This window comes from Streptomyces sp. CA-278952, from assembly GCF_028747205.1.
In the GTDB taxonomy this organism is placed as follows: domain Bacteria; phylum Actinomycetota; class Actinomycetes; order Streptomycetales; family Streptomycetaceae; genus Streptomyces.
This window is the reverse complement of record NZ_CP112880.1, coordinates 5,294,127-5,306,783: the sequence shown is the minus strand read 5'-3', so window position 1 is coordinate 5,306,783 and position 12,657 is coordinate 5,294,127. Positions and strand designations below refer to the sequence as shown.

Here is a 12,657-nt window from a genome sequence, read left to right as displayed (position 1 = left end):
GCTTCGAGTGGTTACAAGAGGGAACCGACCGGCAATTCGGTAACTAGCCGCGCAGCGCGGTCGCTTGGGCCCTCCTCACGCTGACCACGATCCGCCCGACCGCCGTTGCGGTGCCTCGTCGTGCCCATTGATCCGCACCCAAGGAGAAGCCCCCGTGTCCTCATCACCATCCCTTTCGGAACCGCCCCCGACGAGTGCGAGCAGGGACCGCATGACCGGCCGCGCCTGGGCCGTGCTGCTCGTCCTGTGCGGCGCGATCTTCCTGGAGGGCATCGATGTGGCCATGCTCAACGTGGCCCTGCCCGCGATCCGCGAGGACCTTGACCTGTCCACCGGCACGCTCCAGTGGGTGATGAGCGCGTATGTCCTCGGCTACGGCGGCTTCATGCTGCTGGGCGGACGGGCGGCCGATCTGTTCGGCCGCCGCCGGATGTTCGCCCTCTGGCTCGTGGTGTTCCTGCTCTTCTCCGGGCTGGGCGGGCTGGCCACCGAGGGCTGGATGCTGGTCGTCGCCCGCTTCGTGACCGGGATCGCCGCCGCCTTCATGACACCGGCCGGACTGTCGATCATCACCACCGGTTTCCCGGAGGGGCCGCAGCGCGACAAGGCCCTGCTGGTCTACGCGGGCACCGCCGCCGGGGGCTTCTCGATCGGCCTGGTCGTCGGCGGGCTGCTCTCCGCCATCGACTGGCGCTGGGTGTTCTTCGCCCCGGTCGTCCTCTCGTTCGGCATCCTTCTCGCCGCGCTGGCGCTCCTCCCCGCCTCGCCCCGCCCGGACCGCGCCGGGCAGGGCGTCGACCTGGCCGGGGCGGTGGCCGTCACCGCCGGGATCCTGCTGCTCGTCTTCGGCGTCGAGCGGGCCACGCACGTCCCGGCCGCCTGGACCGTCGGCACGATCGGCGCGGCCCTGCTCCTCTTCCTCGCGTTCGTCCTCATCGAGCGCGCCTCGTCGTCACCGCTGGTGCGCCTGGGCCTCTTCCGCAGCGGGGCGCTGGTCCGCGCCAATGTGTCGGGGCTGCTGTTCGCCGCGGGGTTCTTCGGCTTCCAGTTCATCGCCGTGCTCTACCTCCAGGAGCTGCGCGGCTGGTCGTCCCTCCAGACCAGCTTCGCGCTGATCGTGATCGGCGTGGACGCGGTCCTCTCGCCGCTCCTCACTCCGAGGCTGGTGGCCCGGTTCGGCAACGCCCGGGTCATCCTCGGCGGGCTGCTCCTCGCGTCGCTGTCGTACGCCCTGTTCCTGCCGATCGCCGCGGACTGGACGTACGCGGCGATGTTCCCGGGCCTGCTGCTCCTGGGTGTGGCCTTCTCCCTGGTCTACGGGCCCCTCACCATCGTGGCCACCGCCGGCATCGCCGAGGAGGAGCAGGGGGTGGCCGGCGCGCTGCTCTATACGTCCTTCCAGTTCGGGGCCGCGCTGGGGCTGTCCGCGGTGGCGGCCGTCAACATCGGCGCCACGGACGGGACGTCACCTGCCGCCCTCCTCGACGGGTACCGCGCCGCCCTGGTCGTCCCGCTGGCCGCCGCCCTGACCGCCGCCGCCGTCAGCGCGTTCGGTCTCCGCGCCCGGCGGGCGGCGGCGACGGGTGGGCCCTCGTCCGACGACGACGGCCGGGGCGGCGCGGCCCCGCCGGGCGGGAACGACGCCGCGAGCGGCGTCGAGCGGCCCGCCGCCATCGGAGCCTGAACGCGGCGGGGAGAGGACGGGGGCGGCCGGGCGGACCCGGCCGCCCCCGCCGCGCCGTGCGCCGCCCCTCGTATCGCGGTCGACCGAGCCCGCCCGAGGACGCCGGGCCACCCATGATCGGCCCGGTGATCACCCACCGCACCCGCCCCGCCTCCGGGCACCGTGGGATCGGGCCGTCGAGGTCGGCGTGGCTGTGACGGTGACACGCAGCAATATGCGTAACTCTGAGTCATGGGTCGCGAGAAGCGCGTGCCCCGCGAAGTGTTCTCCACTGGAGGCGAAAGAGTGTCACGTCAGCGTCTGAGGCTGGGAGTAGTGGCCCTTGCCGCACTGGTTCTGTCAGGCCCCGCGGTTGCCCCGTCCGCGGCGGTAACCTCCTGGCCGGTCACAGCGAGTGTCCACGCGCAGGCCGTCCTGGCGGGCCCGTCGGCCGACGAGGACCCGGGCTTTCTCAAAAGGCGTCAGAAAGCTCAAACCGCGGGGCTCATCGACGCAGACGGCCGAGTCCCGGGAAGTCAGAGCGAGGGAGGCCGCGCATGGCCACACGATGACACGGGATACCGCATCCAGCCCCGGGACCTGGAGTTCCTCGGGCTGACGCAGCAGCAGGTCAGGTGGTGGCGCCACTACCAGGCGCCGTTGGGTACGACTCCCCACCAGTTCAAGCGCATGTCGGCTTCCCTGTTCAGGGTCCTGTGCTCCGCCTGCGAGCGCCCCCAGGAGTACGACGTACGGCTCCAGGGATCATGGGCCTTTTTCTTCTCGGGCCGCCACAAGGACTTCCCGGCCGAACGGGACCTGGCGGGGCAGCCGGTGGCACGGGAGAGGTTCCAGGAGTGGATGGGCTCCACACCCCCCGCCGAGCGCCCGGCGCGCCGGCCGTTCGACGCGTTGCACAAACTGGGGATGCTCGACGGGAACGGGAAGCCGCTCGGACCCAGCGACGGGGACTTCCACATCGCGTCCGACGTCATGGTGGCCGAGGCCCGGGCGAAGTGGGATGAGCTGAAGAGCGCGGGGAAGCTCAGCGATGCGGACATCCGCACGGGGTTCATTCATCAGAAGTACAGCTTCGTCAACCGGACGGCGGTTCGGGAGGCCTTCCCGGAGCTCGAGAAGTGGGCGACCGTGTGGGAGGAGCGGCTGGGCCGGCCCATCGCGCCGTCGCTGTTTCCCAGCTCCGGGCCTCCCAACAAGTCCCAGGAGGGGAGCGGAGTCTCCACTCACTTCCGGCACTCCGACTGGGTGGTGACCAACCCACCGAAGCACTGACCGACCCGGCTCCGTCCCGGCCGGCCGGGACCCGGCCCACGCCCCGGACCTGAACGCCGCACACGCTCCTCGGCCGCCGCCGCTCCCGCTCCGCCGGGGGTGGCGGCGGCCGTTTGCGCGGGGTTGGCTGCGGGCGTCGCCTCGGGGCCCTCGAAGGGGGAATGAAGGGGGCGAGGGGAGGTGAGGGGGGTGAGGGGAGCGGTCACTCTCGGGTTAGGTTAGGCTCCCCTTACTTCGGTATCGCGCCCTCGTCCCCCCTTCCTGCCCGGAGGGCCGCGATGAAGTTCCCCTCACCCGGGAGGACCCCTCCATGCGTTCGCACCTGCTCAACAACACGACCGCGGAGCACTATCGGCACACCGTCTCCGCAGGAGTGGAACGGGTCGCCGCCACGCTCGCCGCCACCGAGCGCCCCTTCAGCGGGGTCAGTGTTGATGAGCTCTCCCCCGTCGTCGACGCGATCGACCTCGACCGGCCGCTGGGCGACGCCGCCGCCGCCCTCGACGAGCTCGGTGAGGTCTACCTCCGCGACGCCGTCTACTTCCACCACCCCCGCTATCTGGGCCACCTCAACTGTCCGGTCGTCATACCCGCCCTGCTCGGCGAGGCCGTGCTCTCCGCGATCAACTCCTCCCTGGACACCTGGGACCAGAGCGCGGGCGGCACCCTCATCGAGCGCCGGCTGATCGACTGGACCACCGAGCGGATCGGGCTCGGACCGGCCGCCGACGGCATCTTCACCAGCGGCGGTACGCAGTCCAACCTCCAGGCCCTGCTGCTGGCGCGGGAGGAGGCGAAGATCCGTCCGGAGCACTTCACCCGGCTGCGCATCCTCACCTCCGAGTGCAGCCACTTCAGCGTGCAGAAGTCCGCGAGGCTCCTCGGCCTCGGACCGGACGCCGTCGTCTCCGTCCCCGTCGACCGCGACAAGCGGATGCGGACCGTGGCCCTCGCCCGCGCCCTGGAGCGCTGTGTCGCCGAGGGTGCCGTCCCGATGGCCGTCGTCGCGACCGCCGGCACCACGGACTTCGGCTCCATCGACCCGCTGCCCGAGATCGCCGCGCTCTGCGAGCAGTTCGCCGTCTGGATGCACGTGGACGCCGCGTACGGCTGCGGGCTGCTCGCCTCCCGTGCGCGGGGCGGGCTGCTCGAAGGCATCGAGCGCGCCGACTCGGTCACCGTGGATTACCACAAGTCCTTTTTCCAGCCGGTGAGTTCATCGGCGGTGTTGGTGCGCGACCGGGCGACCCTGCGGCACGCGACGTACCACGCGGAGTATCTGAACCCGCGCCGGATGGCCGAGGAGCGGATACCCAACCAGGTCGACAAGTCCCTCCAGACGACCCGCCGGTTCGACGCGCTCAAGCTGTGGATGACGTTGCGCGTCATGGGCGCGGACGGCATCGGGGAACTGTTCGACGAGGTCTGCGACCTGGCCGCCGAGGGGTGGCGAATGCTCGCCGCCGATCCGCGCTTCGACGTGGTCGTCGAGCCGCGGCTCTCCACGCTCGTCTTCCGCTACATCCCGGCCGGTGTCACCGCCCCCGAGGAGGTCGACCGCGCCAACCTCCATGCCCGCAAGGCGCTGTTCGCCTCCGGGGAGGCCGTCGTCGCGGGCACCAAGGTGGGCGAGCGCCAGTACCTGAAGTTCACCCTGCTCAACCCCGAGACGACCGTGCACGACATCGCCGCGGTCCTCGATCTGATCTCCGGCCACGCCGAGAAGTACCTGGGAGACTCCCTTGACCGCGCTTCCTGAACCCCACGACTTCATCGGGATCGGGCTCGGCCCGTTCAACCTCGGCCTGGCCTGCCTGACCGAGCCGATCGACGAGCTGAACGGCGTCTTCCTGGAGTCCAAGCCGGACTTCGAGTGGCACGCCGGGATGTTCCTCGAAGGGGCCCATCTCCAGACGCCGTTCATGTCGGACCTGGTCACGATGGCCGACCCGACCTCGCCGTACTCCTTCCTGAACTACCTCAAGGAGCGCGGCCGGCTCTACTCCTTCTACATCCGGGAGAACTTCTACCCGCTGCGGACCGAGTACAACGACTACTGCCGCTGGGCCGCCGCGAAGCTGAGCAGCATCCGGTTCGGCGAGACCGTCGAGACGGTGACGTACGACGAAGGCCCCGGGCTCTACACCGTGCGCACCGCCTCCGGCGAGCTGTTCCGCTCCCGGCACCTGGTCCTCGGCACCGGTACGCCGCCACACATCCCGGAGGCCTGTCAGGGGCTCGGCGGGGACTTCCTGCACAACTCCCGCTATCTGGCGGGTAAAGCCGACCTCCAGAAGAAGAAGTCGATCACCCTGGTCGGCAGCGGGCAGAGCGCGGCGGAGATCTACTACGACCTGCTCTCCGAGATCGACACGTACGGCTACCGGCTCAACTGGGTCACCCGCTCCCCGCGGTTCTTCCCGCTGGAGTACACCAAGCTGACGCTGGAGATGACCTCCCCGGAGTACATCGACTACTTCCACGCGCTGCCCGAGGAGACCCGCTACCGGCTGGAGACCAGTCAGAAGGGGCTGTTCAAGGGCATCGACGGGGAGCTGATCGACGCGATCTTCGACCTGCTCTACCAGAAGAACATCGCCGGACCCGCGCCCACCAGACTGCTGACCAACTCGGCACTCGTCAGCGCGCGTTACGACGCGGAGGGCGGCGCGTACAGCCTGGGGCTGCGCCAGGAGGAGCAGGGCAAGGAGTACGGGCTCACCACCGAGGGCCTGATCCTCGCCACCGGTTACCGGTACGAAGCGCCCGCCTTCCTCGCGCCCGTCACCGGGCGGCTGCGCCACGACAGCCGGGGCCGCTTCGACGTGGCCCGCAACTACAGCATCGACACCACCGGGCGCGGGGTCTTCCTCCAGAACGCCTCGGTGCACACCCACTCGATCACCTCGCCCGACCTCGGCATGGGCGCCTACCGCAACGCGTACATCATCGGCGAGCTGCTCGGCCGCGAGGTCTACCCGGTCGAGAAGTCCATCGCCTTCCAGGAGTTCGCCGTATGAGCCGCCCCGACGGACGCCGCCCCGACCAACCCCGCCCCCACGGACTCGGCGCCTTCGCCGTCCGCCCGCTGGACCCCGCCGCCGACGCGGGACTGGTGCACGGCTGGGTGACCCACCCCAAGGCCGCGTTCTGGCTGATGGGCGACGCCGGACTCGCGGACGTGGAACGCGAGTACCGGTCCATCGCCGCCCACCCGCACCACGACGCGTTCATCGGGCTGCACGACGGCGCGCCCGCCTTCCTGATCGAGCGCTACGACCCCACCGAGGTCGAGCTGAAGGGGCTGTACGAGGCGGAGCCCGGCGACATCGGGATGCACTTTCTGGTCGCCCCCACCGACACCCCGGTACACGGCTTCACCCGGGCCGTGATCACCGCCGTGATGGATTTCCTGTTCGCCGACCCTTCGGTGCGCCGGGTCGTCGTCGAGCCCGACGTCACCAACAGCGCCGTGCAGGCCCTCAACAAGGCCGTCGGCTTCGAGGTGCTCCGCGAGATCGCCAAACCGGAGAAAGACGCCCTGCTCAGCGCCTGCACCCGTGCGCAGTTCGAAGCAGCAACCGGAGGTAACGACCGATGACGACCGCCCTCACCGACAGCGTCGCCCACCTCTCTCCGGAGCGCTGGGCCACCGCAAACCGACTGCTGGTACGCAAAGCGCTGGCGGAATTCAGCCATGAACGGCTGCTGGCCCCCACACCGCTCGGCGACGGCCGCTACACCGTCCGTAGCGACGACGCCTCCACCGAGTACCGTTTCTCCGCGCGCCTCTTCGCCCTGGACCACTGGCAGATCGACGCCGGGACCATCACCCGGCACCGGCATGGCTCCGAACTCCCCCTGGATACACTGGAGTTCATCATAGAGCTGCGGAACACCCTCGGGATCTCCGCAGAGGTGCTGCCGGTCTACCTGGAGGAGGTCTCCTCCACTCTGGCCGGAACCGCCTACAAACTCACCAAGGAACCGGTGTCCTCCGGCCAGCTCGTCGCCGCCGGCTTCCAGGCCATCGAGACCGGGATGACCGAGGGCCACCCGTGCTTCGTCGCCAACAACGGGCGACTCGGCTTCGGCGTGGACGAGTACCGGGCGTACGCCCCCGAGGCGGCCTCGGAGATCCGGCTCGTCTGGCTGGCCGCCCACCGGGACCGCGCCACCTTCACCGCGAGTGCCGGCCTCGACCACGACGCGCTGGTCAAGGACGAGCTGAGCGAGGCGACCCGGGAGCGGTTCGACGGCACACTGCGCGGGCTGGGCCTCGACCCGGGCGACTACTTCCTGCTGCCCGTCCATCCCTGGCAGTGGTGGAACAAGCTCGCGGTCAGCTTCGCCGGAGAGCTGGCGGCGCGGCATCTGGTGGTGCTCGGCGAGGGTGAGGACAGGTATCTCGCCCAGCAGTCGATCCGCACGTTCTTCAACACCGACCACCCGGAGAAGCACTACGTCAAGACGGCGCTGTCGGTCCTGAACATGGGCTTCATGCGCGGTCTGTCCGCCGCGTACATGGAGGCCACTCCCGCGATCAACGACTGGCTGGCCGGTCTGATCGAGCGCGACGACCTGCTGCGCGGCGTCGGGTTCTCGATCATCCGGGAGCGGGCCGCGATCGGCTACCACCACCGGTCCTACGAGGCGGCCACCGTCAAGGGCTCCCCGTACCGGAAGATGCTGGCCGCCCTGTGGCGCGAGAGTCCCGTGCCGGGCCTCCGGTCCGGCGAGCGGGTCGCGACGATGGCCTCGCTGCTCCACACCGACCACGAGGGCGGTTCGGTGGCCGGGGCGCTGATCGCCGAGTCGGGCCTGGACCCGCGGGTGTGGCTGCGGCGCTACCTGGACGCCTATCTGGTGCCGGTGCTGCACAGCTTCTACGCCTACGACCTCGTCTACATGCCGCACGGCGAGAACGTGATCCTGGTCGTGGAGGACGGTGTCGTCACCCGCACGATCTTCAAGGACATCGCCGAGGAGATCGCGGTGATGGACCCGGACGCGGTGCTGCCGCCGCAGGTCGAGCGAGTCCGGGTCGAGGTTCCCGAGGAGATGAAGGCGCTGTCGGTCCTCACCGACGTCTTCGACTGCTTCTTCCGCTTCCTGGGCGCGGGCCTGGACACCGAGGGCGTCCTGGACGAGGACACCTTCTGGCGGACGGTCGCCGCCTGTGTGCGCGACTACCAGGGATCGGTGCCGTACCTCGCGGAGAAGTTCCGGAGTTACGACCTGTTCGCGGCGGACTTCGCACTCTCCTGCCTCAACCGCCTCCAGCTGCGCGACAACCAGCAGATGGTCGACCTCAACGACCCCGCCGGGGGGCTCCAGTTGGTGGGTCGCCTGAAGAACCCGATCGCCGGGTTCTGAGCCCGGCCGCCGGGCCGCGGCGGCCACCCGACCGGTGAGCGCCCGGGGACGGTCCCCCGGGCGCTCACCTTCTCCGGCCCGGCCCGGAGGCGGGCTGGCAGAATCACGGGCATGGCAGAAATCATCCAGCGGGACGGAACGTGGACGTTCGACGGGGACACCGTGCGCATCGTGCCGGGGGGAAAGGCGCACCCGGTCCGGCAGGAGCTGGGTGAGATAGCCGTGCCCGTGCAAGCGGTGGCGGGCGTCTCGTTCGAACCGGACCGCAAGGGCGGACGGCTGCGGCTGCGGCTGCGCGGCGGGGCCTGCCCGGTGCTGCGGGCCGCCGACGGCCGGCTCAAGGACGGCGCCGACCCCTACGTACTGACCGTGGAGAAGGACCGCACGGGGGTCGCGGAGTACTTCGTCGACGAGCTCCGCAACGCCCTGCTGATCGAGCAGGTGCCGGACGGCCCCGTGGACCGCTTCCTGCTGCCGGGCCCCGCGCTGCCCGTCTCCGGCGGGGGCGGCGACGGGACGGCGTCCTTCGACGGCGAGAGCGTCCGGCTGACCTGGAACTGGAAGGCCGAGGAGTCCAAGACCGCCGGGGGTCCGACCACCTTCCCGCTGTCGCGGATCGCGGGCGTGCGGTGGATGCCGTCGATCGGCCTGGAAAACGGCTATCTGCGCTTCGAGCCGGTCGAGGGGCCCGTCTCGGCCCCGCCGAAGTACGACACGTACGCCCTGGACCTGTGGGGGATCTCCAAGAAGGAGCACACGGCGGTCCTGGTCGCCGCGGCGGTGCTGATGCGGCTGCCCGGGGCCCGTGCGGCGGCGGCCGCCCCGGAGGCAGCCCCGGCCCTGGCCCGGGCGGCCGAGCCGGCCCCCGCCGCCCCGCCCGCCGGCGACCACGACGCGTTGCTGCGACGGCTGCGGGAGCTGGGCGAGCTGCACCGGGCCGGAGTGCTCACCGACGAGGAGTTCAGCGCCGCGAAGCAGGCCGTTCTGCGCAGCATGTAACGCGATCGGACCGTCTTTCCCGCCCCTCCTGCCCGATACCGGGCAGATTTCTTGCATAAGCGCGCCCCGGCAAGCAATATCGACGAGTGCTTGAACGCCGCTCGTCTCACGACGACCTCATCGATCACCTCGTACGCTCCACCGCGCTCCAGCGCGGTGAGGCGGCCCGGGTGATCCTCGACGTGCTGGCGTACTTCGACGAGAGCACCGACGACTTCGTCCGGCGCCGCCACCGCGAACTGCAGTCCGGCGGCCTGGTCAACACGGAGATCTTCGAGCGGATCGCGGCCGAGCTGCCGCACCGCGCCGTGGCGCCGCCGGAGCTCTCGCTCCGCCAGCTGCGCCGCATCGTCTACGGCTGACCGGCCTCGGCCGGCAACCGGGCGCCCGTGCGGGGCGCCGAACGGGAATGCGTGTACGTCGATGGAGGGGCAGAGAACACATGTGCGGGATCGTCGGATACATCGGTAGGCGTGACGTCGCTCCGCTGCTGCTGGAAGGCCTGCAGCGGCTGGAGTACCGGGGGTACGACTCCGCGGGCATCGTCATCACCGGCAAGGCCGCGGCGGGCAAGCCGGGCGCGCTGAAGATGGTCAAGGCCAAGGGCCGGGTCCGCGAGCTGGAGGCCAAGGTCCCCAAGCGCTTCGCCGGCACCACCGGCATCGCCCACACCCGCTGGGCCACCCACGGCGCGCCGAGCGACGAGAACGCCCACCCGCACATGGACGCGGAGAACAAGGTCGCCGTCGTCCACAACGGGATCATCGACAACGCCTCCGAGCTGCGCGCCAAGCTCACCGCCGACGGCATCGTCTTCCTCTCCGAGACCGACACCGAGGTGCTGGTCCACCTGATCGCCCGCGCCCAGGCCGAGACCCTGGAGGAGAAGGTCCGCGAGGCGCTGCGCCACGTCGAGGGCACCTACGGCATCGCCGTGCTGCACGCCGACTTCACCGACCGCATCGTGGTCGCCCGCAACGGCTCCCCGGTCGTCCTCGGCATCGGCGAGAAGGAGATGTTCGTCGCCTCCGACGTCGCCGCCCTGGTCGCCCACACCCGCCAGGTCGTCACGCTGGACGACGGTGAGATGGCCACCCTGAAGGCCGACGACTTCCGTACGTACACCACGGAGGGCTCGACCACGACGGCCACGCCGACCACCGTGGAGTGGGAGGCCGAGTCGTACGACATGGGCGGCCACGACACGTACATGCACAAGGAGATCTCGGAGCAGGCCGACGCCGTGGACCGCGTCCTGCGCGGCCGGATCGACGACCGGTTCTCCACCGTGCACCTGGGCGGGCTCAACCTGGACGCCCGCGAGGCGCGCGGGGTGCGCCGGATCAAGATCCTCGGCTGCGGCACCTCCTACCACGCGGGTCAGATCGGCGCCCAGCTGATCGAGGAGCTCGCCCGCATCCCCGCCGACGCCGAGCCGGCCTCCGAGTTCCGCTACCGCAACCCGGTCGTGGACCCCGACACCCTGTACGTCGCGGTCTCCCAGTCGGGCGAGACGTACGACGTGCTGGCCGCCGTCCAGGAGCTGAAGCGCAAGGGCGCCCGGGTCCTCGGCGTGGTCAACGTGGTCGGCTCCGCCATCGCCCGTGAGGCCGACGGCGGTACGTACGTCCACGCCGGCCCGGAGGTCTGCGTGGTCTCCACCAAGTGCTTCACCAACACCGTGGTCGCCTTCGCGCTGCTCGCCCTGCACCTGGGCCGGATCCGCGACCTGTCGGTCGCGGACGGCAAGCGGATCATCGACGGGCTGCGCAGGCTGCCGGAGCAGATCAGCGAGATCCTGGCCAACGAGGACGAGATCAAGCGGCTCGCGGCGGAGTACGCGGGCGCCAAGTCGATGATGTTCATCGGCCGGGTGCGCGGCTACCCGGTGGCCCGCGAGGCCTCCCTGAAGCTGAAGGAGGTCTCGTACATCCACGCCGAGGCCTACCCGGCCTCCGAGCTGAAGCACGGCCCGCTCGCGCTGATCGAGCCCGCGATGCCGACCGTGGCGATCGTGCCGGACGACGACCTGCTGGAGAAGAACCGCGCCGCGATGGAGGAGATCAAGGCCCGCAGCGGCCGCATCCTCGCCGTGGCCCACCAGGTGCAGGAGAAGGCCGACCACACCATCGTCGTGCCGAAGAACGAGAACGAGCTGGACCCGATCCTCATGGGCATCCCGCTCCAGCTGTTCGCGTACCACACGGCCCTCGCGATGGGCCGCGACATCGACAAGCCGCGCAACCTGGCGAAGTCCGTGACAGTCGAGTAGACGGCCGTGCACAGACTTTGGGCCCCGTACCGTCGCGAAGACGGTACGGGGCCCAACGCGTGCCGTTACAGGGCCTTCTGGCGGGCCCTCAGGAAGCGCGGGGCGGCCTTCGGGGAGTCTCGGGGCCCCTCAAGGTCAGGGAATGACGATGACGGGGCGTTGCGCCCGGCGGGCGAGGCGGCCGGCCACCGACCCGAAGATCCGGCCGACGATGCCGTGCGTGGAGCCCACGACGATGGCGTCGGCGGCGTACTCCCGGCCGACCTCCTCCAGTTCGTGGCAGATGTCGCCCCCGCGCTCGACGAGCACCCAGGGCACCTCGGAGAGGTAGTCCGCGCAGGCCAGCTCCAGGCCGAGGACCTCGGTGCGGTGATCGGGGACATCGACGAAGACGGGGGGCTCGCAGCCCGCCCAGACCGTGGTCGGCAACCGGTTGGCGACGTGGACGATGATCAGGCCGGAGCCCGATCGGCCGGCCATGCCGATGGCATAGGCGAGGGCCCGCTCGCTCGACGTGGAGCCGTCGAAACCGACCACGACTCCGTGCCGGAAGGCGGGATCGCACGCATGGCGTGCTTCTTCGACCGTCCGCGGCTCCGACCCTGGGTCGGCTACCGGCTTGCGGTCTTTGGGTTCAGGGATTTCGTGACCGGCCATCGGTGTCTCGGCGAAGAGAGTCCTCGTGAGGAGGGAACGGTTTCGAGAGGTGCATCAGCTGGTGGTGAAGCTCTGTCCGGGAATCATCTTCCCAACCCCATACCCCCAAGGGTACGGCGTCACTCCTGCACCGCCCAGACCCCCGCAAAAGCGTGCGCGACGCTGGAGGGAGCATGCCCGAGCCCGTCCGCGATGGCAATGCCGGTTGTGTCGTACACGGGCCTCGGAGGGGGCGAACACCGTCGGCCGTCCTGTTTTTCGCGACGACCGGAGGTCACCCGGCGGATCCGGCGGCGAGGCCCTCACCCGGTCCCTGTTGGCCACACCGCCACCGGGCCGTCACCCCGGGACATGACGCCCTGGCGAGCCCTACGCGATCGCCGTTCGAGCCGAACCC

The 12,657-nt window shown here is 70.3% G+C and carries 10 protein-coding genes; 9 read left to right on the top strand and 1 reads right to left on the bottom strand.

Features of this window, described 5'->3' with window-relative positions; all coding sequences use genetic code 11:
• The first annotated feature begins 211 nt into the window (after positions 1 to 211).
• From N7925_RS23790 to glmS, 9 genes are all read left to right on the top strand, one after another.
• Positions 212 to 1,684 carry an MFS transporter gene (locus tag N7925_RS23790; protein ID WP_274345098.1) on the top strand — a complete coding sequence of 491 codons (1,473 nt, stop codon included), beginning with the start codon at positions 212 to 214 and terminating at the stop codon, positions 1,682 to 1,684.
• A gap of 639 nt (positions 1,685 to 2,323) precedes the next feature.
• Positions 2,324 to 2,956: a hypothetical protein gene (locus N7925_RS23785; RefSeq protein WP_274345097.1), complete on the top strand. Its 633-nt coding sequence runs from the start codon at positions 2,324 to 2,326 to the stop codon at positions 2,954 to 2,956.
• A gap of 310 nt (positions 2,957 to 3,266) precedes the next feature.
• Positions 3,267 to 4,715 (top strand): pyridoxal phosphate-dependent decarboxylase family protein, encoded by a 1,449-nt coding sequence (locus N7925_RS23780; protein WP_274345096.1) that lies wholly within the window; start codon positions 3,267 to 3,269, stop codon positions 4,713 to 4,715.
• Entirely contained in the window at positions 4,699 to 5,976 is a 1,278-nt protein-coding gene (locus N7925_RS23775; RefSeq protein WP_274345095.1) for a lysine N(6)-hydroxylase/L-ornithine N(5)-oxygenase family protein, read from the top strand. The genes N7925_RS23780 and N7925_RS23775 overlap by 17 nt, the downstream gene beginning before the upstream one ends.
• On the top strand, positions 5,973 to 6,557 hold the full coding sequence (locus N7925_RS23770) for a GNAT family N-acetyltransferase (RefSeq protein ID WP_265601471.1): 585 nt from the start codon (positions 5,973 to 5,975) through the stop codon (positions 6,555 to 6,557). The genes N7925_RS23775 and N7925_RS23770 overlap by 4 nt, the downstream gene beginning before the upstream one ends.
• Entirely contained in the window at positions 6,554 to 8,332 is a 1,779-nt protein-coding gene (locus N7925_RS23765) for an IucA/IucC family protein (RefSeq protein ID WP_274345094.1), read from the top strand. The genes N7925_RS23770 and N7925_RS23765 overlap by 4 nt, the downstream gene beginning before the upstream one ends.
• 111 nt (positions 8,333 to 8,443) lie before the next feature.
• Positions 8,444 to 9,331: a DUF4429 domain-containing protein gene (locus N7925_RS23760; protein WP_265601469.1), complete on the top strand. Its 888-nt coding sequence runs from the start codon at positions 8,444 to 8,446 to the stop codon at positions 9,329 to 9,331.
• 86 nt (positions 9,332 to 9,417) lie between these two features.
• Positions 9,418 to 9,693, top strand: a complete 276-nt coding sequence (locus N7925_RS23755) for a hypothetical protein (protein WP_003968990.1) — start codon at positions 9,418 to 9,420, stop codon at positions 9,691 to 9,693.
• An 80-nt stretch (positions 9,694 to 9,773) separates the two neighbouring features.
• Positions 9,774 to 11,603, top strand: a complete 1,830-nt coding sequence (gene glmS, locus N7925_RS23750; RefSeq protein ID WP_265601468.1) for a glutamine--fructose-6-phosphate transaminase (isomerizing) — start codon at positions 9,774 to 9,776, stop codon at positions 11,601 to 11,603.
• Positions 11,604 to 11,738: 135 nt separating this feature from the next.
• On the opposite strand, the gene N7925_RS23745 is transcribed toward glmS, so the two are convergent.
• Complete coding sequence (locus N7925_RS23745; protein WP_026290787.1) at positions 11,739 to 12,260, bottom strand: universal stress protein; 522 nt, start codon at positions 12,258 to 12,260, stop codon at positions 11,739 to 11,741.
• Positions 12,261 to 12,657: the final 397 nt, after the last annotated feature.

Excerpts from the sequence above, each read along its gene's own strand:
- glmS (WP_265601468.1), top strand. The coding sequence starts at position 9,774 with ATGTGCGGGATCGTCGGATACATCGGTAGGCGTGACGTCGCTCCGCTG.
- N7925_RS23770 (WP_265601471.1), top strand. The coding sequence starts at position 5,973 with ATGAGCCGCCCCGACGGACGCCGCCCCGACCAACCCCGCCCCCACGGA.
- N7925_RS23760 (WP_265601469.1), top strand. The coding sequence starts at position 8,444 with ATGGCAGAAATCATCCAGCGGGACGGAACGTGGACGTTCGACGGGGAC.
- N7925_RS23765 (WP_274345094.1), top strand. The coding sequence starts at position 6,554 with ATGACGACCGCCCTCACCGACAGCGTCGCCCACCTCTCTCCGGAGCGC.
- N7925_RS23790 (WP_274345098.1), top strand. The coding sequence starts at position 212 with ATGACCGGCCGCGCCTGGGCCGTGCTGCTCGTCCTGTGCGGCGCGATC.
- N7925_RS23780 (WP_274345096.1), top strand. The coding sequence starts at position 3,267 with ATGCGTTCGCACCTGCTCAACAACACGACCGCGGAGCACTATCGGCAC.
- N7925_RS23745 (WP_026290787.1), bottom strand. The coding sequence starts at position 12,260 with ATGGCCGGTCACGAAATCCCTGAACCCAAAGACCGCAAGCCGGTAGCC.